Origin of the sequence: Pseudomonas uvaldensis (genome assembly GCF_021271205.1) — a bacterium.
GTDB classification, from domain to species: Bacteria; Pseudomonadota; Gammaproteobacteria; order Pseudomonadales; family Pseudomonadaceae; genus Aquipseudomonas; species Aquipseudomonas uvaldensis.
Genome location: NZ_JAIWKS010000017.1, coordinates 18953 through 40701, shown reverse-complemented (window position 1 = coordinate 40701; position 21749 = coordinate 18953). Strand labels below are relative to the sequence as shown.

The following is a 21749-nucleotide window of genomic DNA, read 5'->3' as shown; positions in this document are numbered from 1 at the left end:
ATTCTTCAGGTCACCCACGGCAACCTGTGGCGAGGGAATTTATCCCCTCGCCACAAGTTGTTTTTTATCCCTGAAATTGTGCTCCTCAAACCCGAACGGCCTTCCCTTCCCTCCGCACCACACCTTCCTGTCGCACGAACCTATTCGCCCGCCCGAACGTGCCAACGTCATTGAACCGCACGCCCATCTCCCGCATAACCTCGTGGGCCACCGGCACCGTCAATTGACGAATGTAGAACGGCTCCTTCACCACGAAATGATGGATTCCGTGACTGCTGCCGAAATTGAAGCAGAACGCCTGCAACGGCCACAGCCACCACGCATTGAGCACCTGGGTCTGCTGCATGACGTTGCCCGGCTCGACGTCGCCGTAGTAGTGCATGTTCGAGCTGATGAAATGCAGGCAAAAAGTGCGCAACACGTTCGGACCGATGATCACCACCGCCGCGATGTCGATGACGTGCATCACCGCCAGGGTGTCGGCGGACCAGTCGATCGCGGTGCCGAGCAGGCCGGCAATGCCGTTGGCCCCGTGAAAACCGAGAAACACATACCAGGCTCCCCAGTGCACCAGCGCCAGCGGGAAATACACCTTGAGTGTGCGCTTGAGAATGCTGCGTTTGTGGGCCCATGTCCTGGCCCGGAGCAGGCGGATGAAGGCCGACATCACGTTGTCGCCGACCATCAGCAATCGCGCCAGCCCCCAGGGCTCCCCGTTGGTGATGGCCCGCTCTTCCATGTCGGCTTCGCTGCCGGAGACCTTGTGGTGATTGAGGTGCAGGTGTCGACGGATCCACGGGTTGATGGTACTCGGCCGCGCCAGCCACACCAGCCCCATCATCAGGTTATGGGGCAGGCGCTGCTTGCGAAAGTACATGCTGTGGATCAGGTCATGCTCCAGCTCATGGGTCAGGGACGCGAAAAACGCGTTGAGCAGCAGGCATGCCCAGCCGTCCAGGTGACCGTTGAGGTACAGCAGGGCCGATCCGATCATCCCGGCCAGGGCGAACGCCAGGATGCACACTCCCAGCGCGTCCTGATGCCGAAGGATCGGATAACGCCGGCGCAATTCATCGCCTCGGGCCAACACCACCTGGCGAATATGGGCAGCTCGTTGTTGTGCATTCAATCGGTCGGGACTTGCGCAAGTGCCATGCATGGCTTACATCCTCTAGTAACGATGTGCTCATCCTGACGGGCGTGGTTCCACAGGGTGGTAGCCGTAAACGCCAACCTGTTGACCGCAAGCGCCAATCGTCATGACTGAACCGACCACCCTCGCCAGCTGGACCCGCGCCCTGCGCAAACAGCTCGATGCACTGGGCCTGGACAGCCACGCGCTGTGCGTCGAGGCTGGCCTCGACCCGCAGTTGATGGATGACCCCAACGCCCGCTACCCGCTCTCGGGCACCACGCGTCTGTGGACGCTGGCGGTACAAGCCAGTGGCGACCCGGCCATCGGTCTGCGGGTGTCGCGCTTCGTCAGTCCCACCACATTCCATGCATTGGGTTATGCCCTGGTGGCCAGCGGCAGCCTGCGGGAAGTGTTCGAGCGGATCGTGCGCTATCACCCGGTGGTCAGCGATGCCTTGACGTTGCAACTGCGCCGCTGCGAAGACCGCTACCGCTTCAGTCTCGATGCCCCCCAGGCCCATCCGGCCCCAGCCTTCGAGGCCATCGATGCCTTCGCCGCGATTTACGTGCGTACCTGTCGCAACCGGCTGGGCCGTGACTATGCGCCCCTGGCGGTATACCTGCGGCGTCCGGAGCCGGCGGATCCCGGCCCCTGGCATAAAGTGTTCCGCTCACCGGTGCATTTTTCAGCCGGCCAGGATTACCTGGAATTCGGCCTGGCCGATTTCGACAGGCACTTGGACGACGCCAATCCGGAACTGGCCGAACACAACGAAACAGTGCTCAAGCGCACCCTCGCCCAGCTCCAGCCACTGACCTGGGAACGCAAGGTACGCGCCGCCATCGAGGCCCAGTTGCCCGAAGGCGAACCCAGCGCCGAACGCATCGCCCAGGCCATGCACCTGAGCCTGCGCAGCCTGCAACGACACCTGGCCGATGAAGGCTGCCGCTTCGACGCGCTGCTCAACGAATGCCGGGAAAACCTGGCGCTGCTGCACCTGCGCGACCCCGATTGCTCATTGAGCGAAGTCGGATATCTGCTGGGTTTTGCCGACGCCAGCAGCTTCAGCCGTGCGTTCAAGCGCTGGACCGGGATGACGCCGGGGCAGTTTCGCGAGGGGTTGCGCTAGGGTTTTGTGTCGCCCGATCTGCCGTCATCGCGAGCAGGCTCGCTCCCACAGGAGGTTAGCGGCGAATGAAAATCGGTGTACCACCGAAGACCAATGTGGGAGCGAGCCTGCTCGCGATGACGGCGGATCAGTCGATACAACCCTTCAGGTGGCACTCAGCACCCGCAGCCGCTCAATATCGAGGATCTCGATTTCACCGTAGCCAAGGTGAAGGATGCCCTGGCCTTGCAGGTCCTTGAGGATCTGGTTGGTGGTCTGGCGCGAGAGCGACAGCATCAGCGCCAGTTGTTCCTGGGGCAGTTGCAGGACCTGGCGGGTCGCTTCGATTTCGCCGTAGCCCTCGGCAATCATCAGCAAGCGGTGGGCGACGCGGGCCGGTGCGGGCATCAGGCTCAGTTGTTCGAGATTGATGAAGGTCAGGCGAAGTTTGTGGCTCATCAGCAAAGCCAGTTGCCGCCAATGGACCGGTTGTTCCTCCAGCAATGCCAGCAACGCCGCTTGAGGCAAATGCAGCAAGGTGCATTGACCTACCGCCACCGCGTCGTGGGTACGCGGCTGGCCGTCGAACAGGCAGATCTCACCGAACCAGTGCGGCGCCTCGATCACGCTCAACAACGCTTCCTTGCCCTGTTCGTTGACCGCGCCGACCCGCACCGCGCCTTCCAGTACGGCGTACAGGCCGCACGGCGGATCACCGCGCTTAAAGAGTCGATGCCCCGGAGAAAGGCGACGCACCCGCGAGATCCCCAGCAGACTATCCTGTAACGGGACGGGCAAATGGCTGTACCAGTGACCGGTCATCAGGTGCGAGTGCCAGGGATGCGAATTCATGGAAACTCCGGGACAAGTGTCGGCTAGCTGACAGAGCGCCGCGTAGAACCTGGGCATCATGCAGGTATCACATCAGGAGGAACAACAATGAAAAGCCTCGTCGATCATCTCAGTCAATACGCCGCCTACCATCGCGACCCTCGCAACATCGCCACGCACTTCATTGGCATTCCGCTGATATTCGTCGCCGTTGCCGTGCTGCTGTCACGGCCGGGCTGGCCGTTGGGCGCGGTTCTGTTGTCGCCAGCCTTGCTGGTGGCGGCGGCCAGTGCCTGGTTCTACCTGCGCCTGGAGTTACGCCTGGGTGTGCTGATGACGGTGCTGTTGGGTCTGGCCGTATGGCTGGGGCAGGTATTGGCCACGCAAAGCACATCGGTGTGGCTCGGCAGCGGCCTGGGCCTGTTTGTGGTGGGTTGGATCATTCAGTTTGTCGGCCATTATTACGAAGGCCGCAAGCCGGCGTTCGTCGACGATCTGACAGGACTGATCGTCGGCCCCTTGTTCGTGGTGGTCGAAGCGGGATTTCTACTGGGACTGCGCAACGAGCTGAAGCAGGCTATCGAAGAACGCGCCGGGCCGGTGGCGATGCGCAACCAGCGTTCGGCGGTTTGAAAACAGCGCCATGTCATTAACGTGGTGAGGCCCGCTCCCACAAGAGCCTGGCCTCACCTCTCAAGCATTACAGCGCACCGAACTCGACCCGGATGGTCAGAGCGCCGGAGTTATCGCTCAAGCCAGCCCCGTGCTGCCCGGTCAAATCATCATTGATGCACAGTTGCAGTTCCCCTTGCTGGTTTCCTGGAACTTGCCCCAGATCACCCACCAGAAACGGTGTGCCACCATCGCCCACACGACCGACCAAGGCACCTTCGGCAGCCCCTGGCAAGGCGTAGCTGCTGTAGTCGATGTGCCTCGAACCGCCATTCCCATCGACATTCCCGCCTTGCGGACTGGCACACCAAAGTCCAGAGACGTAGCGAACCAGGCGTGGTACCAGCGCATTGACCTGCACGCCGGTGCCCTGCCAGCTTTTATTGGCCTGGACCGTCAGAGTCACCGCCTTCAGATCGTTGGCCACGGTGTCCCCGGCCTGGAACGACAAGGCGGCGATCGTCAGGCTCGGATTCGAGGTGCCGCTGCTGGGGAAAACCCCATCGCCCACCAGGAACAGGTTCTTGTGATCCCAACTGCGCTGGTCCTTGTCGACCACCGATGTGGCCGGGTCACTGCCCATGCGATAAGTGCCCATCAGGTGCCCGGCACCTTGGAAGCTCATAGGTTCGTTTCCGTAAGTGAACGTCCCTGGCGTAAGGGGTTTGGTCAGTTCCACGGCGCCGAGCAGGTCTTTGATAATGTGAGTGGCCAACCGTTTTGCCTCCAGGAACCCCTTCTGGGTGTACTTGGACAATTCATAGTGAATTTCCGGCCGGGGAATACCGAGCAGGTCCTTGTAGTCGGCCGATGGCACGATGTAACACTTGGCGTTATCGGGATCGTCTTCCACCTGCTCCACCAGGAACGCGATGCGGAACTGCCGGATGAAAATGTCGTTGAGTTTCTGCACCAGCGCTGTTCCATAAAGCGCCTCGGTAGGGGGTACGGGGTCCTGGTCCGACTTCACCGGGTTGACGCCGTTGTTGTTCGTACCGTCGATAAAATCGGCCACCGTGTCGTAGGGATCGTTGGCCGGCCAGTTCCAGCCCTCGTTGCCGATCTCAATACGCCACGCCGCGCGTTCGCTGCGAAAGGCACCGTCACGCAAGCTCTCGATGCCCGCGGTGGACAGGGGACCACGGTAGGGAAAAATCGCCTTGCCTTCAGGCATCAGCCCCCACGCCAGGTAGATCGGGTGGTCGGCCAGGTTGCGCCCCACCTGACCGCTGCTGTTGGCCACGCCCTTGGGCCAGGCGGGCGTGGCGGAGTTGAGCAATAGCTTGGGGGTTTCTATGGCATGGGCCGCGATGACATAACGTTGAGCAATGGCCTCGCCAAAGCCGGTGACCGGTCCATCACCCAATTGATACTGCTTGAATTCCACGCCGAAGATAGTGCCGTCCAACCCTACGTTCAACTTGGTGGCAACCGTCCTGTACAGCACCTTGACCTTGCCGGTGGCCAGGGCCTTGTTCAACGTCACGGTGGCGTCGTACTTGGCCTGGATCGGGCAGATCGGCGTACAGTTGGTGTTGCCGGCACATACGCGGCGCCCTGCATAGGGTTGGGAGTTGCGTCCGGCCGGCGTCGGGCTGACAACCAACGGCAAGCCGTCGAATACCTGCCCCGTCACCGCCGCGACAAAACTGCCATCGACCAAGGACAACGGAATGCTGTGCATGGGAAATTCGTAACCCTCGGGAAACGTCATGCCCAGGTAGGCCTGATCGGCAACGTTGGCCGAGACGCCGATCTCCGCTTCGGCCCGGCAATAGGCGCTCTGCAGGTCATCGTAGCCGATAGGCCAGTCCACCCCGACGTTGTACAGAGTCTTCAGGCGAAAATCGTTCGGCACCATGCGCAGGCAGGTCCCGACCCAGTGCCAGGTGGTTCCGCCGCCGACTCGCTCATAAGTGCTGGTGAAAGGCATCGGCCCCTTTTGTACCAGGTAACTGGTCTCCGGTTTGTCCCATCCCAGGATCAGGTCAGCGATGGTCGCACGCGGGGCGTTCTGGCCGGCCGGGTTGCGGGGCGGGTCCAGTGTAGTGACCGGTGGGTAGGGCGATTCCGGGGTTTTCAGCGTGGTGGTATAGAAGCGTTCCATGTATTGCGCCCGGTTGACCGGGATCTCCGGTCCCGACTCGAGCACCAGCACCTCCACCCCGGCCATGGCCAGTTGATAGGCAACGATACTGCCCGCCAGCCCGGCGCCAACGACCACCACTTCGGCTTGTTCAATAGTCATGACCGGTCTCCTTGCTGGGCTTTGAAAGACGTGTTGGCGGGTACGCCGGTCAAGTCCTCGAGGCTCGACGGCTGTTCATTCCAGTAACCGAAGAACGATTCGCTGTAACCCATGGGGTGGGCCTGAGCCACTTTCCAGGCCCAGCTGTAGATATAGGCCTGGTCGGATACCACCGCCGAGTCACCCTTCTTGTAATTCCCGGCGTCATAGGGTTGGTACCAGACACCCAGATACCACAGCTTCATGATCGAACGCGCCGCCAGCACGGAGTTGGGGGTCGGTTGCGAGGTGACCAGCACCTGCTGGGCGATCTTATCCGGGGATACGTTGTCGGCCGCCAACGTGGCGTACTGCGTCAGCAACGGGTTGAGCACATCGGTGGTGATGCGTGGGGTGACGTAATCGAGAAAAAGCGGCGGCAAACCCACCGGATCGAGCTGCGGCGCCAGGCGCTCGATGGGAATACCAGTCAGGGCTGACGACAGGCCGACGAAATTGTCCAGGTCAGTGCTCATTGTTTGGCTCCTTGTCCGGTAGTGGACTGCGCGCGTTCGAGCAAATAGGTGAAGTCCGCGAAGCTGGTACGCGGGGATTCGGTGACATGAGTAGCAGCGTTGCCGTGACAGGCCATGCAACTGGAAGATGCCTGGGGCGTGGTGCCCTGGATGTAGGTTTCCAGCGTGGCATTGGCCAGGAACGAAGGGGCGGGGTTGCCCAACGGGTTGGCGGCCGATATCTGGCAATCAGGCGGCGGTGCGGCGGTCGGCCATTGCGTGCTGATCAGTTGATAATTGGCCCAGACACTCTGCGGATTGACCGTGCGCAACAAGGCCTGGTAGCTGGTATTCAAGGTCTTGGTGGCATCGGTCAGCGGCACCTCGCGCACGATCTGCGAGGGCGTCGCCTTGACGGCAGGGTTCCACGGTCGTGGGGGTGGCTGGTTGATCGTGCTGTCGCTGCTGGCGTTGTAGAACAGGTAGGGGCCTTTGCGCTGCGCCACCGGCGTGGATTGTTCCGGCACGTTGTTCACATGCTCGAAGGTCGACCAGACCCACTGCGGCGCGCTGGCGGTCTTGTGAACGATGTGCAAGCCCACCAGACCCACCGACTGTGACGCACACGACTCCTCGACAATAGGCCCGTGACTCGGATCACTGTTACCCGGCGTATAGACCAGCGCGTCGACCGTGTGGAAATCCTGGGGGCGGTCGTTGGCGCCCAGCACCTTCCAGGATGCCTTCACCATCACCGAACCGACCTGCTGGGTATCGGTGGATCCGCAGCTGAAGGCCACGGTGTTTTTCTGACTGGCGGCGAAGAATTTACGCTGGCCTTCGATGCTGTACAGGCCGTTGTCGACGATCCCGTTGAACATCGACTGGTTGACGACGATTTCGTTGCGCGTATAAACGCCGTTCTGATCCACCAGCGGGCCGCTCTCAAAGGGCTGGATAAATTCATCCAGTACGTCGGGGACCTTGCCCATCTGCTGTAACAGGCGGCCCGGCTTGAGCTGCTTGCACACTTCGGGAAGCGTCGCCGGCGCATCCCAGGGCAAGGGCGTCTGGCCCTTGGCGCGGAAAATCTGATAACTCTCTTTCCAGCTCTCCCAGACCGTGGCCCCGTCCTGTTGGCCGATGGTGGTACCGGTGTTGGGATTGCCATTGTCCAGCGCCGGCCAGTTCAGGGCGATGAAGGTCTGCCATGAAAGCGTGTCGAAATTGCCTTGCAGGCTGGCCAGCGAAATCGGTTGGGTGGCCGTGACATCGAAGGGTATCTGCGGTGATAACGCGGGGGCGGCACTGGCGGACGGGCACAGCAACACGCTCAACAAGGCACAGCCCAGCGGGCCATGCCGACTGACTTCCATTCTCATGCTTTCTCTCCTTGGCATCAGGGCGCCAGGAGAAAACACCGGTCCGTCATGGACTCTCACTTGCCTCCTGGCAAGTCAGAGTCTAGGTAGGGTTTGATTCAAGAAGAGACATGAAGGTAGAACCAATCGAAGCAAAGCCGGGCGGTATTATTCGGACTCAGAAAGCGGTGTCATGGAAGACGCCATCGCGAGCAGGCTCGCTCCCACAAGGGTTCAGTGTCGTTCACAAATCCGCTGATCGACGCTGCCATTGTGGGAGCGAGCCTGCTCGCGATGCTCTTGATTTAAAGGTTGGCGACCTTCTGCCAGACCTTCGGTTTGAAGAACAGCGTCTCACCCTTCGCCAGGCCTACCAGGCTGTCGTGATCCTTCACCACTTCGGCTTCGATCAGTTCGCTCTGGCCTTCCACCTTCAGGGTCACCCGTGTCGTGGCGCCCAGCGGGCGGATATCGCGTACTTCAGCGGCGTGGTGGTCCTCCAGCGCCGAGCGCGACAGCGAGACTTCATGGGGACGGAACAGCACATGCCGATCTTCCCCCAGGTGCAGGCGGTTGGAGTCGCCCAGGAAGTGATACACGAAATCGCTGGCCGGATTTTCGTAAACATCGCCCGGCGAGCCGATCTGCTCGATTACGCCTTTGTTCATCACCACGATCCGGTCGGCGACTTCCATGGCCTCTTCCTGGTCGTGGGTCACGAACACCGACGTCAGGTTGATGTCCTCGTGCAGCCGCGCCAGCCAGCGGCGCAGCTCCTTGCGGACCTTGGCATCGAGGGCGCCGAAAGGTTCGTCCAGCAACAGCACCTTTGGCTCCACCGCCAAAGCGCGGGCCAGGGCGATACGCTGGCGTTGGCCGCCGGAAAGCTGTTCGGGATAGCGGTCGGCGAGCCAGTCCAGTTGCACCATATTCAGTAGCTCATGGACCTTGGCCGCGATCTGGCTTTCGTTCGGGCGCTGGCCCTTCGGTTTCATCCGCAGACCGAAGGCGACGTTGTCGAATACCGTCATGTGGCGGAACAGAGCGTAGTGCTGGAACACGAAACCGACGTTGCGATCACGTACGTCGTGGCCGGACACATCCTCGCCATGGAACACGATGCTGCCCTGGTCCGGCGTCTCGAGGCCGGCAATGATCCGCAGCAACGTGGTCTTGCCGCAGCCCGACGGGCCCAGCAGCGCCACCAACTCGCCGCTCTGGATGTCCAGGCTGATGTCGTCGAGGGCCTTGAAGGCGTTGAAATTCTTACTGACGTTACGGACTTCGATCGACATGACTTATTCCTCCGCGGCGCTGGCGCGCAGGCGGTTGATTCGGTTTTCGCTCCACTGCTTGAGCAGCAGGATGAAGAGCGCCAGGATCAGCAACAGGCTCGCCACGGCGAACGCGGCCACGTGGTTGTATTCGTTGTAGAGGATCTCGACGTGCAGCGGCAGGGTGTTGGTCACCCCGCGAATGTGCCCGGACACCACCGACACCGCGCCGAACTCGCCCATGGCCCGTGCGGTACACAGCACCACGCCATAGATCAGGCCCCATTTGATGTTCGGCACGGTGACATGCCAGAACATCTGCCAGCCGTTGGCGCCCAGCAGGCGCGCGGCTTCTTCCTCCTGGGTGCCTTGTTCCTGCATCAAGGGAATCAGTTCGCGGGCCACGAACGGCACGGTGACGAAAATCGTCGCCAGCACAATGCCTGGCAATGCGAACACGATCTGGATGTCGTGGTCCGCCAGCCACGGGCCGAACAGGCCCTGGGCACCGAACATCAACACATAGACCAGGCCCGCAATCACCGGCGACACGGAGAACGGCAGGTCGATCAGCGTCACCAGCATACTTTTGCCGCGGAACGAGTATTTGCTCACGCACCAGGCGGCACTGACACCGAATACCAGGTTCAGCGGTACCGAGACCAACACCGCAATCACCGTGAGTTTGAGCGCCGACAGCGCATCGGGTTCGAGGATCGCCTCGAAGAAAGTCCCCAGGCCAGACTTCAGGCCCTGAGATACCACGATGAACAGCGGCAACAGCAAGAACAGCGCGAAGATCAACCAGCCGAAGCCGATCAGGATGCGCCGCGAAACCGCGCTGCCACGACGGGCGGCATTGGTGGAAGCGGCGGAAATAGACGATTGGGACATTTTTCGCGCCTCCTCAAGGGGTTTCGATGCGCCGCTGCAGCAAGTTGATCAGCAGCAACAGGACGAAGGACACCACCAGCATCAGCACGCCGATGGAGGTGGCGCCGGTGTAGTCGTATTGATCGAGCTTGACCATGATCAGCAGCGGCAGGATTTCGGTTTTCATCGGCATGTTGCCGGCAATGAAAATCACCGAGCCGTACTCGCCCACGCCACGGGCGAACGCCAGGGCAAAACCGGTCAACCAGGCTGGCAACAACGCCGGCATCAGGATGTGGCGAAACACCTGCCAGGGCCTGGCGCCGAGACAGGCGGCAGCTTCCTCCACCTCACGGGGAATATCCGCCAGCACCGGCTGTACCGTGCGCACCACGAACGGCAACGTCACGAAGGTCAGCGCCAGGGTGATACCCAGCGGGGTGTAGGCGATCTTGAAGCCCAGGTAGGTAGCGAACTGGCCCACAAGACCGGTCGGCGCGTACAACGCGGTCAGGGCAATACCGGCCACGGCGGTGGGCAGCGCAAACGGCAGGTCGATCATCGCATCGATGACCTTGCGACCCGGGAAGGTGTAGCGCACCAGCACCCAGGCCAGCAGCGTGCCGATCACGCCATTGATGATCGCGGCGTACAGCGCGGTACCGAAACTGAGCTTCAGGGCAGCCAGCACCCGTGGCGCCGAAATGATCGCCCAGAACTGATCCCAGGTGAGTTGGGCGGCATGCACGAACATGGCCGCCAGCGGTATGAGCACAATCAGACTGAGGTACACCAGGGTGTAGCCCAGCGTCAGCCCGAAGCCGGGTATGACGGGGGAGATGCGACGCGACATAGAAGTCCTTGGTTGAGAACGCGCAAAAGTCCCAATAAATCGAGACCTGTTAAGCAAGTGTCAGCCCATCAGGTTTGCATACCTGTGGGAGCGGGCTTGCTCGCGAAAGCAGTGTGTCAGGCAATGCTGTTATTGACTGTATTACCGCTTTCGCGAGCAAGCCCGCTCCCACATGAATTGCGCTTGGCTGGCCATCAGTTGACCTGTTCCAGCTTACTGCGCCTGATAGATCTGGTCGAACACGCCGCCATCGTTGAAGAATTTCGGCTGAGCGGTTTTCCAGCCACCGAAGTCCTTGTCGATGGTCACCAGGTCCAGTTTCGGGAACTGGCGGGAATACTTGGCGGCCACGTCCTTGTCCCGTGGACGATAGAAGTTCTTCGCGGCAATTTCCTGTCCAGCCGGGCTGTACAGGTGCTTGAGGTACGCTTCGGCAATCTCGAGGTTGCCCTTTTTCTCGGCGTTCTTGTCCACCACGGCCACGGGCGGTTCGGCAAGGATCGACAACGACGGCACCACGATGTCGAACTTGTCGGCGCCGCCATCCTCTTTCAAGGCCAGGAAGGCTTCGTTTTCCCACGCCAGCAACACATCGCCCTGGCCGTTGTTCACAAAGGTAATGGTCGAGCCACGGGCGCCGGTGTCGAGGATCGGCACGTGTTTGAACAGCGCCTGCACGTATTCCTTGGCCTTGGCCTCATCCCCGCCGTTGGCCTTGAGGCCATAGGCCCAGGCCGCGAGGAAGTTCCAGCGAGCGCCGCCGGAGGTCTTCGGGTTCGGCGTGATGACCGATACGTCATCCTTGATCAGATCGCCCCAGTCCTTGATGCCCTTGGGGTTGCCCTTGCGCACCAGGAACACGATGGTGGAGGTATAGGGTGTGCTGGCCTCCGGCAGGCGTGTCTGCCAGTCCGCCGGCAGGGATTTGCCCAGCTTGGCTATTTCGTCGATATCGCCGGCCAGGGCCAGGGTCACCACATCGGCCCGCAGCCCATCGATCACCGCCCGGCCTTGCTTGCCCGAACCACCGTGGGATTGCTGGATTTTCACTGTGTCGTCCGGGTGAGCCTTCTTCCAGAAACTGGCGAATTCGGCGTTGTAATCCTGGTATAGCTCGCGGGTCGGGTCATAGGAAACGTTGAGCAGCTCGTAATCTTTGGCGACCGCTGAACCTGCGAAAACAGCGCTGACCAGTGCGGCCAAGGCATAACGACGAATCGACGACATGGTGAAAGCTCCTGGAATCTGGTTTTTTCTTTTGGCTTATAAATCGTGAAACCTGAACAAATCGAACCTGTGAGAGCACAGCCTGCTCGCGATGAAGGCGACACGTTTCCCCAAAAATCGAGGCGCCTGTTCGCGAGCACGCTGTGCTCCCACAACCAGGCTGTTTCAGCCCGGCTTATGACTCGGCTGCTGCAGACGGAATTTTTCCTTGCGCTCGATCTGGACCACTTGCGCGTTATGCACAGTGATCTCCACCGCGCCAAAGCGCAGATCGCGCAGCGCGCTCTGAATCTCGCGCAAAATGGTTGCTTCGTCCTGGCCGTCAACGCTACGTAGGGATGCGCTCATGGTGCTGCTCCTTGAATGAATGCCGGGCAGTGGGCGGCACTGCGCGTGGCGTGGAGCCATACTAGATAAGGCGGGATATTCTTAAAAATACTATTTAAGAATTTTTATATAACCGTTTTTACACATCCGTAAGAAACGAGCCTGCACGCTTGAGCCAGGCGGCTTGCATTCTCAGGCGATGGCTGGCGCATCGGCCCAATTCAGTTGCTGCACGGGCCCAGGCCGTCCGAACCAGTAGCCCTGCCCCAATCCACAACCCTGTTCCAGCAGAAAAGCCGCCTGCTCGCGCTGCTCGATGCCTTCGGCATGCACCTGCATGCCCATGCTGCGGGCCAGAGCAATGATGACCCGGACGATCGCCGCATCGTCCTCATCCCAAGGCAACCCGGCGACAAAACCCTGATCGATCTTGAGTTTCTGCACCGGCAAGCGCTTGAGCCGCAACAACGACGAATACCCGGTACCGAAATCGTCGATCGCCAGACGCACGCCCAACTCCCGCAGGCGATGCATCTGTTCCAGCGCCACCTCGGGGTCTTCCATCACCGCGCTTTCGGTCACCTCCAGTTCCAGAAGCGCCGGATCCAGCCTGGTGTCATGCAGCACCTTGGCGACCTGCTCATACAACTCGCGATGGGCAAACAAGCGACTGGAGACGTTCACCGCGACGAATGACAGCACAACGCCCTCTTCTCGCCACTGGCACATCTGCCGGCAGGCCTGGGCCATGACCCAGGCATCGATCTGGGCGATCAACCCGATGCGCTCGGCGACAGGGATGAACCCGGCCGGCGAAATCAGTCCTCGAACTGGATGTTCCCAACGCACCAACGCCTCGACGCCGATCAGGCGGCCGGACGCCAGGTCATGCACTGGCTGGTAGTGCACTCGCAACTCCTGCTGTTCGAGGGCACGACGCAGTTCGGTAGCGATTTCGACCCGTTGCTGGGCGTGGGCAGTGAGTTCTTCCGTGTACAGGGCGTAACCGTCACGCCCGGCGCTCTTGGCCTTGAACAGCGCCGAGTCGGCATTGCGCAGCAGTTGCCCGGCGTTGAGGGCATCACTGGGAAACAGACTGATGCCAATGCTGGCATTGATGAACAAGGCATGGCCATCGAGCCGCAGTGGCTCTCTCAAACCGTCGAGGATGCGCTGGGCCAGGACCGCCGCCTGGCCAGGCTGGGAGCAGTTTTCCACCAATACCGCGAATTCATCGCCCCCCAGGCGCGCCAGGGTTACGCCCGGCGCAAAAAGCCCACGAAAACGCTCGGCCACCCCTTTGAGCAATTCATCGCCAACAGTGTGCCCCAGGCTGTCATTGATGTTTTTGAAATGGTCCAGGTCCACCAGCAGCAGGGCACAGCCACGCTTGTGTTGTTGCGCCGAAGCCAGGGCCTGCTCCGCTCGGTCGGTGAACAGCACTCGGTTAGGCAGGCCGGTCAGTGGATCGTAATGGGCCAGGTGCGCCAGTTCGTGTTGCGAATCCTTGATGGCACTGATGTCGGAAAACACCGCGACGTATTGGCTGACCTGGCCACTCTCATCGGTAATGGTGCGGATGGTCTGCCATTGTGGGTAAATCTCGCCGCTTTTGCGCCGGTTCCAGATTTCGCCGCTCCATTCGCCCACGTTCGCCAGGGACGCAAACATATCCTGGTAGAAGTCCAGGCCATGGCGACCCGACTTGAACAAGCTGGGACGACGGCCCAGTACTTCGTCCCGGCCATAGCCGGTGATCGCCATGAAAGCCCGGTTCACATGTACGATCAGGCCGTTGCGATCTGTCACCAGCACGCCTTCGCGAGTGCAATCGAAGACAGCGGCCGCCTGGCGCAGACGTTCCCGATCGGAGGAAGGCAGGCCCGCCTCCATCGTTCGAGGCCTGCGTATCCACACCAGGAACATCGCACCGGCACTGATCAGGATCCAGGTATAACCGTTGATCAGTTGCCAGCGAAGCCTGTCGGCGGATTCATCGAAGAAACTGCTCAATAAATAACCAACCAACTGCAGCCAGACAACTGACAGCACGAGATAGAGCAGCGTGCCCCGCAAGGCAATACGGTGATAAGCAGTCATTGGTCGTCCATGTCCTTACAAAGAGGCCGGAATTATAAAGGAAGAAACATCCTGCCACTCTTATCTGAAAGGCCGACTGGTTTTATCCGTGGGGCTGGCGATAATGCAGCGGCTGTTTCTACTTTATCGAGGGCCCCATAGCCTATGTGGTACGAAGGTTTTCTTGGCTTGTCGCCCTGGTCGCTGGTGGCAGTCACCCTGCTGATGACCCACGTCACGATCATCAGCGTCACGATCTACCTGCACCGTTATTCGGCTCACCGTTCCCTGGAGCTCAACGCAGGCCTCAAACATTTCTTCCGCTTCTGGCTGTGGCTGACCACAGGGCAGAACACCCGCGAATGGACCGCTATCCACCGCAAACATCACGCCAAGTGCGAAACCGTCGACGATCCCCATAGCCCGGTCGTCAAGGGCCTGTCCACCGTGCTGCGCAAAGGCGCCGAGCTGTACCGCGCCGAAGCGGAGAACCCGGAAACCCTGCGCATCTACGGCAAGAACTGCCCGGAAGACTGGATCGAACGCAACCTCTACAGTCGCTTCCCGCTGCTGGGCGTGGCACTCATGGGCCTGATCGACCTGTTGCTGTTCGGTACCATCGGCATCACCATCTGGGCCATCCAGATGATGTGGATCCCGGTCTGGGCCGCCGGAGTGGTCAATGGCCTGGGCCACGCCGTGGGCTACCGAAATTTCGAGTGCCGTGACGCGGCGACCAATCTGGTGCCCTGGGGCATCCTGATCGGCGGCGAAGAGCTGCACAACAACCACCATACCTACCCCAATTCGGCCAAGCTGTCGGTACGCAAATGGGAGTTCGACCTCGGCTGGGCCTGGATACGGGTGTTCAGTTTCCTGCGACTGGCCAAGGTCCAGCGGGTCGCGCCGATCGCCCATCGGGTCGAAGGCAAGGGGCACCTGGATATGGACACCGCCATGGCGATTCTCAACAACCGCTTTCAGATCATGGCTCAGTACCGCCGCCTGGTCATCGCGCCGTTGGTCAAACAGGAGCTGGAAAAGGTCGATCACTCGGTACGTCACCAGTTCCACCGGGCCAAACGCCTGCTGTCACGGGAAACCAGCCTGCTGGACGACCGTCATCACCTGCGCATCCAGAACATCCTGGAACACAGCCAGGCGCTGAAGGTGATCTACGAAAAACGCCTGGCCTTGCAACAGATCTGGGTCAAGACCAGCAGCAACGGTCACGAAATGCTCACGGCCATCAAGGAATGGGTACACGAGGCCGAGGCCAGTGGTATCCAGTCCCTGCGTGACTTCGCCGACCAGCTCAAAACCTACTCGCTGCGGCCCGCCACTGCCTGATAACAAACCCCGCCATCCGGCGGGGTTTTCCTTTGACCAGGGAGTAAAATCCCGTCGCCATCGGCCTGGCTCGCCAAGTCCCCGCACTTCGTCGCCTGGGAAGGAACTTCGCCCGGAATCCCCTATCTCAAGAGCACTTCGCCATCCAGGCGGGCTTTGGAGTGAGCGCGTGCGAACCTACAACACTGCGCGCTCTTTGAGATATGTGCCGATGGTCGACAAGAACCTGCAGGATTCATCCCAACCTCATTGGCCCGAAGCGGCCCAGATGCTCATGGCGCTCATGCATGCCAAAGGCGAGGTAGCACGCTTGAGTGAGCGCGAGCAGCTGTTCAGCTCGTTGCTGGACAGCGTCAATGCAGTGCTTTGGGCGTTCAACTGGGAAACCCGGCAACTGCTGTATGTGAGCCCTGCCTATGAGCGGATCTTCGGCCGTCCCGCAGGCCTGGTCCTGGCTGATTTCAACGAATGGCGCGATGCAATCTACCCCGATGATCTCGACTACGCCGAACGTAGCCTGGCCGAAGTACTGGTCAAGGGGGCCGTGGAGGACCGTGAGTACCGCATCATTGCCGCCGATGGCCAGATTCGCTGGCTGAGCGACAAGTGCTTCATCAACCGCCAGGCTGACTCGGAACAACCCGTGATCGTGGTGGGCATCGCCGAAGACATTACCGAAAAGAAGTTGCTGGAAAGCGAACTGCAACGGCTGGCGACCACCGACGTACTGACTCAGAGCAGCAACCGCCGCCACTTCTTCGAGTGCGCCCACCGCGAATTCGAGCAGGCACGGCTACAAGGAACCCCCATAGCGTTCCTGTTGCTGGATATCGATGACTTCAAGGTGATCAACGATACGTACGGCCACCAGGAAGGCGATATCGTGCTGCAGAAAATCGCTGAGTGCGGGCGGACCGTGCTCCGGCGTGGCGACCTGTTCGGGCGCATCGGCGGCGAAGAGTTCGCGGCGGTATTCCCCGGTTGCCCTCCGGACATGGCGCTGCAAGTGGCTGAGCGTCTGCAACGGGAAATCCAACGCATGACCTTCCGCAACGCAGAGCAGGGCTTCGGGATTACCGTCAGCCAGGGTCTGACTGGCATCACCGCCGAAGATCAGTCCCTCGACAGCCTCTATTCCCGCGCCGACGCCGCCATGTATGAAGCCAAGCGCCAAGGCAAGAATCGCATCATCACCGCCTGAATAAAGGGGAGGCGATAGCTTACTTCCTGCGCAAGCGCGTCAATTCCGGCAGCCCGATCTTCAACAGCCGCGCCGTGCGACCTCGGGCCAACTCTTCGAGCCCTTCGTGTTCGGTCAGGCGGGCCATCTGCGCCGCCATGTTCATCACCAGCGCTTCCCGCGAATACACCCCGCCACCGAGGCTGTAGACTGCGGCAATCAACTCTCGCAGCTCCAGTGGCAGGCGCCAGCGAGTACGCAATGCCGAACCGAAACCTGCGCCATACTGGTGGAGAGAGTTTCCGACCTCCTCAGGTTCATCCAGCTCGCCACCCGCCTGTTTCCATTCTTCCAGGCATCGCAACACCGCCAGCTCGCCCAGGCGATGCAAGAGCCCAGCGCAGTAGCAGCGCTCCGGCTCCAGATCCAGCAACCGGGCCATCATTCGGGCATATTCGGCAGTGTGCAGCGATAACGTCCAATAACGCTCGGCATAGTCCGCCAGGCACGGAACGCTGAGCCGGGCGCAGCGTTTGAGGGTCAGGCCGAGAATCAGGTTCATGCTCTGCCCGGTGCCGAGCTGGTGCAGCGCCTGGGCCACGGTCTGGACCGGACCGCCACCTTGATGCTGAGCAGCGTTGTTGGCTGAGGCGATCAATACGGCGGTGATCTGCGGATCGGTGCGAATTTCTTCTTCCAGCAGTTTCAGGTCCAGGCCACTGGGGTTGAGACTGCGCTTGACCGCCACCTGAACATCGGTGAGCAGCGGCGCCCCCTCGGACAAGTCGCGCCGACGCTCGAGAAAGGCTGCCAAGGTCTGCGCCGGACCGGGAACCGGCGCATCATTGGAGGTTTCTTCAGCACCGCTCAACAGCAAGCCTCGCAAACGTTGGGCCAGGTTTTCCCGGTTCAAGGGCTTGGTCAGGTACGCCGTCGGCGCCAACGGCAATACCTCACGCACACTGGCAGCGTCGTTGCGTCGGCTCATCAGAATAAACGGCAGCACCGGCGTGCGGCGTTGGTGGCGAAGTCCACGCAGGAGGCTCAAGCCATCCACTCCCGGCAGCTCCCAGTCGGCGATGACCAGGTCGTAGGGGTTGTGCGCCAGCAGCTCAAGGGCTTGTTTGCCCTCCTCACAGGTGTCCACCCGCGCATCACAGCGCACCTGCGACAATACCTGCTCGAGCAGCTCCCGGGACGCCGGATCGGCCTCGGCAATCAGCACACGAGGTACAGCGGGTAAATCCACAGCAGTCATTGCAGTATCGCTCCCTTGCCATACATGCACCTTAGACAATGGCAGCCATTCCAGACAATCCAAAAAATCCGAACCGGCAGGCGGATATGAAAAAACCCGCCGAAGCGGGTTTTTTTGTGAATCAGCGCACAGGATCAAAGCTCGGCGAAGCACTCTTCGATGATCGCCAGGCCTTTGTCCAGTTGCTCGTCCGGCGAGGTCAGCGGCACCAGCACCCGCAGGACGTTGCCGTAGGTGCCGCAAGACAACAGGATCAAGCCCTTTTCCCGAGCCTTGGCCACGATCTGGGCCACTGCGGCGGCGTTTGGTTTGTGGGAATCGCCGTTTTCGAACAGCTCCACTGCGATCATTGCACCCAAGGCGCGGACTTCACCGATCACCGGGTATTTTTTCTGAATGGCCTTGAGGCCAGTTACCAGACGCTCGCCCACGGCCTTGCAGCGGTCCAGCAGGTGCTCTTCTTCAAACACTTCCATTACCGCCAGCGCAGCAGCGCAAGCGATCGGGCTACCGGCGTAGGTGCCGCCCAGGCCGCCTGGTGCGATGGCGTCCATGTACTCGGCCTTGCCGCACACACCGGCCAGTGGGAAACCGCCAGCGATGGATTTGGCGAAGGTGGTCAGGTCGGCAGCGACGCCCATCTGTTCCATGGCGAAGAAGGTGCCGGTACGGCCGGCGCCGGTCTGGACTTCGTCAGCGATCAGCAGAATGCCGTGCTGGTCGCACAGGGCACGCAGACGCTTCATGAATTCCTTCGGCGCGACATAGAAACCACCCTCGCCCTGAACCGGCTCGATGATGATCGCAGCGATGTCACGCGGCTCGGCGTCGTTCTTGAAGATGCGTTCGATGCTGGCGATGGAATCGTCGATGCTCACACCATGCAATTCGTTCGGGTACAGCGCACGGAAGATACCGCCTGGCATCAGGCCCATGCCCGCCGAGTACGGCACGACTTTACCGGTCAGGCCCAGGGTCATCATGGTCCGGCCGTGGTAGGCACCGGTGAAGGCAATCACGCCGGCACGGCCGGTGGCGGCGCGGGCGATCTTCACGGCGTTCTCGACCGCTTCGGAACCGGTAGTGACCAGCAGGGTTTTCTTGGCGAAGTCGCCGGGCACCTTGGCGTTGATTTTTTCGCACAGTTCCACGTACGGCTCGTAGGCCAGGACCTGGAAGCAGGTGTGGGTCAGCTTGTTCAGCTGTTCCGTCACGGCGGCGATGATTTTGGGGTGCACGTGGCCGGTGTTCAGTACGGCGATGCCGCCGGCGAAGTCGATGAATTCACGGCCTTCGACGTCGGTTACCGTAGCGTTCTTCGCGGAATCAGCGAAGATCGGGTGAATCTGGCCAACACCGCGTGGAACAGCGGCGGTACGGCGGGCCATCAGATCAGCGTTAGTCTTGCTCATTACAGTCCTCATTCGCCGCTCATCGGTCGGCGTGGGTCAAGGATTACACGGCGAGAAGTCAACGGCGGCAGCATGCGATGATCGACTGCCACGGCGTTCCCGGCCGCAGAGAAATTACGTTTTGAAACGGCGCAAAGGGACAGCGCTCTCGTGCCCTTCGCGCTTGCAGCAGGATCAGATACCCAAGCAGAGGTATTTGATTTCCAGGTAATCCTCGATGCCGTACTTAGAACCCTCACGGCCCAGGCCCGAGGCCTTGATACCGCCGAATGGCGCGACTTCGTTGGAAATCAACCCGGTGTTGACGCCGACCATGCCGTATTCCAGGGCCTCGGCCACACGGAACACTCGGCCCAGGTCGCGAGCATAGAAGTACGAGGCCAGGCCGAACTCGGTATCGTTCGACATCGCGATCACTTCGGCTTCGTCTTTGAAGCGGAACAGCGGCGCCAGCGGGCCGAAGGTTTCTTCCTTCGCCACGGCGGCATCCTTCGGCACATTGGTCAGGATGGTCGGCTCGAAGAAGTTGCCCTCCATCGGCTTGCCACCGGCCAGCACGGTCGCACCTTTGCCAACGGCATCGGCGATGTGTTCCTGGACCTTGGCCACGGCTTTTTCGTCGATCAAGGGACCGGTGGTGGTGCCGTCTTCCAGACCGTTGCCGATCTTGAGCTTGGCTACCGCGGCCTTGAGTTTTTCGGCGAAGGCGTCGTACACCGAATCCTGGATGTACAGGCGGTTGGCGCAGACGCAGGTCTGGCCGTTGTTGCGGTATTTGGAAATGATCGCGCCCTCGACGGCCTTATCCAGGTCCGCGTCGTCAAACACGATGAACGGCGCGTTGCCGCCCAGTTCCAGGGAGACTTTCTTGATGTCCTTGGCACATTCGGCCATCAACTGGCGACCGATCTCGGTCGAACCGGTGAACGACAGCTTGCGCACGATCGGGTTGCTGGTCAGTTCACCACCGATGTCGCCAGCGCTGCCGGTGACCACGCTCAACACGCCTTGCGGGATACCGGCACGGTGTGCCAGCTCCACCAGGGCCAGGGCCGAGAACGGGGTTTGCGAGGCCGGTTTGATGACCATGGTGCAACCGGCGGCCAGGGCCGGGCCGGCCTTGCGGGTGATCATCGCGGCCGGGAAGTTCCACGGAGTGATGGCGGCAGTCACGCCGATGGGCTGCTTGATTACAATCAGGCGCTTGTCAGGCTGATGACCGGGAATCACGTCACCATAAATGCGCTTGGCTTCTTCGGCGAACCACTCGATGAACGATGCCGCGTAGGCGATTTCGCCCTTGGCTTCGGCCAGCGGCTTGCCCTGCTCCAGGGTCATCAGGCGACCCAGATCGTCCTGGTTTTCGATCAGCAATTCGTACCAGCGGCGCAGCTTGTTGGCGCGCTCCTTGGCGGTCAGCGCACGCCAGGCCGGCAGCGCCTTGTCGGCGGCTTCGATTGCACGACGGGTTTCGGCAGCGCCCATCTTCGGCACGGTACCCAATACTTCACCCGTGGCCGGGTTGGTGACCTTGATTGTCTGACCGTTGTCCGCATCGACCCAAGCGCCATCGATAAAGGCTTGCTGGCGGAACAACTGGGTGTCTTTAAGCTGCATGTCGGCTTTCCTTAACAGCACCGCGCGCACGCGGAGCGAATTAGAGTTGTAGAAAGGCGCCTTATGGGCTGCCGTCAGGGAAATCATTCACCGGGCTGAAGCACAGAAATAACGCACAACAAGCATAGACGTGCGGTTCAGCACCCAGACAAGAGCGTTTGAAATCTCAAACGAATCCTAGGGCCGATAGGGGTGAAGGACAATAGTCTGTTCGAAAAAAAGAACAAAAAAGCCGCATTTGCCTGTTTTTTCTGATCAGCGTAGCCGATGCCCGCCCAAGGGCAGGAAAACACCGGCGAATCAGCAGCATGGACGCCCGGCATGCTTATGAGTATCATGGCGCCCGCATTGCACCAGTAGCTCAGCTGGATAGAGTACTGCCCTCCGAAGGCAGGGGTCGTGGGTTCGAATCCCGCCTGGTGCGCCATACAGAATCAAAAAGCCCCGAGT

At 60.7% G+C, this 21749-nt stretch carries 18 protein-coding genes and 1 tRNA gene; 5 read left to right on the top strand and 14 right to left on the bottom strand.

Annotated features, from left to right (window positions below):
* Positions 1 to 85 precede the first annotated feature (85 nt).
* Positions 86 to 1159, bottom strand: a complete 1074-nt coding sequence (locus tag LCU97_RS25620) for a fatty acid desaturase (RefSeq protein ID WP_232778084.1) — start codon at positions 1157 to 1159, stop codon at positions 86 to 88.
* A 100-nt stretch (positions 1160 to 1259) separates the two neighbouring features.
* Between LCU97_RS25620 and LCU97_RS25615 the strand changes: the two genes are divergently transcribed.
* Positions 1260 to 2264, top strand: a complete 1005-nt coding sequence (locus LCU97_RS25615) for an AraC family transcriptional regulator (protein ID WP_232778083.1) — start codon at positions 1260 to 1262, stop codon at positions 2262 to 2264.
* Positions 2265 to 2408: 144 nt separating this feature from the next.
* On the opposite strand, the gene LCU97_RS25610 is transcribed toward LCU97_RS25615, so the two are convergent.
* Positions 2409 to 3095: a Crp/Fnr family transcriptional regulator gene (locus LCU97_RS25610; RefSeq protein WP_053153359.1), complete on the bottom strand. Its 687-nt coding sequence runs from the start codon at positions 3093 to 3095 to the stop codon at positions 2409 to 2411.
* A gap of 87 nt (positions 3096 to 3182) precedes the next feature.
* Here LCU97_RS25610 and LCU97_RS25605 point away from each other — a divergent pair, with 87 nt between their 5' ends.
* Positions 3183 to 3707, top strand: coding sequence for an Mpo1 family 2-hydroxy fatty acid dioxygenase (locus LCU97_RS25605; protein WP_053153362.1), 525 nt, complete (start codon positions 3183 to 3185; stop codon positions 3705 to 3707).
* A 67-nt stretch (positions 3708 to 3774) separates the two neighbouring features.
* On the opposite strand, the gene LCU97_RS25600 is transcribed toward LCU97_RS25605, so the two are convergent.
* The 9 genes from LCU97_RS25600 to dibA all read right to left on the bottom strand — a co-directional run bounded on the left by LCU97_RS25600 (position 3775) and on the right by dibA (position 14503).
* The gene (locus LCU97_RS25600; RefSeq protein ID WP_232778082.1) at positions 3775 to 5994 is read right to left on the bottom strand and encodes a GMC family oxidoreductase; all 2220 of its coding nucleotides are present in this window, start codon (positions 5992 to 5994) and stop codon (positions 3775 to 3777) included.
* Positions 5991 to 6509 carry a sorbitol dehydrogenase gene (locus tag LCU97_RS25595; protein WP_232778081.1) on the bottom strand — a complete coding sequence of 173 codons (519 nt, stop codon included), beginning with the start codon at positions 6507 to 6509 and terminating at the stop codon, positions 5991 to 5993. The genes LCU97_RS25600 and LCU97_RS25595 overlap by 4 nt, the downstream gene beginning before the upstream one ends.
* Entirely contained in the window at positions 6506 to 7870 is a 1365-nt protein-coding gene (locus LCU97_RS25590) for a cytochrome C (protein WP_232778080.1), read from the bottom strand. Before LCU97_RS25590 ends, LCU97_RS25595 begins: the two co-directional genes overlap by 4 nt.
* Before the next feature lie 284 nt (positions 7871 to 8154).
* On the bottom strand, positions 8155 to 9144 hold the full coding sequence (locus LCU97_RS25585) for a sulfate/molybdate ABC transporter ATP-binding protein (protein WP_053153373.1): 990 nt from the start codon (positions 9142 to 9144) through the stop codon (positions 8155 to 8157).
* A gap of 3 nt (positions 9145 to 9147) precedes the next feature.
* The gene (gene cysW, locus LCU97_RS25580; protein WP_232778079.1) at positions 9148 to 10017 is read right to left on the bottom strand and encodes a sulfate ABC transporter permease subunit CysW; all 870 of its coding nucleotides are present in this window, start codon (positions 10015 to 10017) and stop codon (positions 9148 to 9150) included.
* Positions 10018 to 10030: 13 nt separating this feature from the next.
* Entirely contained in the window at positions 10031 to 10849 is an 819-nt protein-coding gene (gene cysT / locus LCU97_RS25575) for a sulfate ABC transporter permease subunit CysT (RefSeq protein ID WP_232778078.1), read from the bottom strand.
* A 213-nt stretch (positions 10850 to 11062) separates the two neighbouring features.
* Positions 11063 to 12076 carry a sulfate ABC transporter substrate-binding protein gene (locus LCU97_RS25570; RefSeq protein WP_232778077.1) on the bottom strand — a complete coding sequence of 338 codons (1014 nt, stop codon included), beginning with the start codon at positions 12074 to 12076 and terminating at the stop codon, positions 11063 to 11065.
* Between the two features lie 165 nt (positions 12077 to 12241).
* Positions 12242 to 12424, bottom strand: a complete 183-nt coding sequence (gene oscA / locus LCU97_RS25565; RefSeq protein WP_042732574.1) for a sulfur starvation response protein OscA — start codon at positions 12422 to 12424, stop codon at positions 12242 to 12244.
* 171 nt (positions 12425 to 12595) lie between these two features.
* The gene (gene dibA / locus LCU97_RS25560) at positions 12596 to 14503 is read right to left on the bottom strand and encodes a phosphodiesterase DibA (RefSeq protein ID WP_232778076.1); all 1908 of its coding nucleotides are present in this window, start codon (positions 14501 to 14503) and stop codon (positions 12596 to 12598) included.
* Positions 14504 to 14647: 144 nt separating this feature from the next.
* Between dibA and desA the strand changes: the two genes are divergently transcribed.
* Positions 14648 to 15832, top strand: a complete 1185-nt coding sequence (gene desA, locus LCU97_RS25555; RefSeq protein WP_053153388.1) for a delta-9 fatty acid desaturase DesA — start codon at positions 14648 to 14650, stop codon at positions 15830 to 15832.
* 211 nt (positions 15833 to 16043) lie between these two features.
* Positions 16044 to 17033: a GGDEF domain-containing protein gene (locus LCU97_RS25550; protein ID WP_053153390.1), complete on the top strand. Its 990-nt coding sequence runs from the start codon at positions 16044 to 16046 to the stop codon at positions 17031 to 17033.
* Between the two features lie 19 nt (positions 17034 to 17052).
* On the opposite strand, the gene LCU97_RS25545 is transcribed toward LCU97_RS25550, so the two are convergent.
* From LCU97_RS25545 to gabD, 3 genes are all read right to left on the bottom strand, one after another.
* Complete coding sequence (locus LCU97_RS25545) at positions 17053 to 18270, bottom strand: HDOD domain-containing protein (RefSeq protein WP_232778075.1); 1218 nt, start codon at positions 18268 to 18270, stop codon at positions 17053 to 17055.
* Positions 18271 to 18404: 134 nt separating this feature from the next.
* Positions 18405 to 19682 (bottom strand): 4-aminobutyrate--2-oxoglutarate transaminase, encoded by a 1278-nt coding sequence (gabT, locus tag LCU97_RS25540; protein WP_232778074.1) that lies wholly within the window; start codon positions 19680 to 19682, stop codon positions 18405 to 18407.
* A gap of 174 nt (positions 19683 to 19856) precedes the next feature.
* The gene (gene gabD, locus LCU97_RS25535) at positions 19857 to 21299 is read right to left on the bottom strand and encodes an NADP-dependent succinate-semialdehyde dehydrogenase (RefSeq protein ID WP_053153398.1); all 1443 of its coding nucleotides are present in this window, start codon (positions 21297 to 21299) and stop codon (positions 19857 to 19859) included.
* Between the two features lie 350 nt (positions 21300 to 21649).
* On the opposite strand from gabD, the gene LCU97_RS25530 reads away from it, so the two are divergent.
* Positions 21650 to 21726 (top strand) — tRNA-Arg (locus tag LCU97_RS25530).
* Positions 21727 to 21749 lie beyond the last annotated feature (23 nt).

Coding starts and splice junctions, on each gene's coding strand:
- LCU97_RS25615 (WP_232778083.1), top strand. CDS start 1,260: ATGACTGAACCGACCACCCTCGCCAGCTGGACCCGCGCCCTGCGCAAA.
- oscA (WP_042732574.1), bottom strand. CDS start 12,424: ATGAGCGCATCCCTACGTAGCGTTGACGGCCAGGACGAAGCAACCATT.
- LCU97_RS25590 (WP_232778080.1), bottom strand. CDS start 7,870: ATGAGAATGGAAGTCAGTCGGCATGGCCCGCTGGGCTGTGCCTTGTTG.
- LCU97_RS25550 (WP_053153390.1), top strand. CDS start 16,044: ATGGTCGACAAGAACCTGCAGGATTCATCCCAACCTCATTGGCCCGAA.
- LCU97_RS25610 (WP_053153359.1), bottom strand. CDS start 3,095: ATGAATTCGCATCCCTGGCACTCGCACCTGATGACCGGTCACTGGTAC.
- LCU97_RS25545 (WP_232778075.1), bottom strand. CDS start 18,270: ATGACTGCTGTGGATTTACCCGCTGTACCTCGTGTGCTGATTGCCGAG.
- LCU97_RS25620 (WP_232778084.1), bottom strand. CDS start 1,159: ATGCATGGCACTTGCGCAAGTCCCGACCGATTGAATGCACAACAACGA.
- LCU97_RS25570 (WP_232778077.1), bottom strand. CDS start 12,076: ATGTCGTCGATTCGTCGTTATGCCTTGGCCGCACTGGTCAGCGCTGTT.
- LCU97_RS25600 (WP_232778082.1), bottom strand. CDS start 5,994: ATGACTATTGAACAAGCCGAAGTGGTGGTCGTTGGCGCCGGGCTGGCG.
- LCU97_RS25585 (WP_053153373.1), bottom strand. CDS start 9,144: ATGTCGATCGAAGTCCGTAACGTCAGTAAGAATTTCAACGCCTTCAAG.
- desA (WP_053153388.1), top strand. CDS start 14,648: ATGTGGTACGAAGGTTTTCTTGGCTTGTCGCCCTGGTCGCTGGTGGCA.
- cysT (WP_232778078.1), bottom strand. CDS start 10,849: ATGTCGCGTCGCATCTCCCCCGTCATACCCGGCTTCGGGCTGACGCTG.
- gabD (WP_053153398.1), bottom strand. CDS start 21,299: ATGCAGCTTAAAGACACCCAGTTGTTCCGCCAGCAAGCCTTTATCGAT.
- cysW (WP_232778079.1), bottom strand. CDS start 10,017: ATGTCCCAATCGTCTATTTCCGCCGCTTCCACCAATGCCGCCCGTCGT.
- LCU97_RS25595 (WP_232778081.1), bottom strand. CDS start 6,509: ATGAGCACTGACCTGGACAATTTCGTCGGCCTGTCGTCAGCCCTGACT.
- LCU97_RS25605 (WP_053153362.1), top strand. CDS start 3,183: ATGAAAAGCCTCGTCGATCATCTCAGTCAATACGCCGCCTACCATCGC.
- dibA (WP_232778076.1), bottom strand. CDS start 14,503: ATGACTGCTTATCACCGTATTGCCTTGCGGGGCACGCTGCTCTATCTC.
- gabT (WP_232778074.1), bottom strand. CDS start 19,682: ATGAGCAAGACTAACGCTGATCTGATGGCCCGCCGTACCGCCGCTGTT.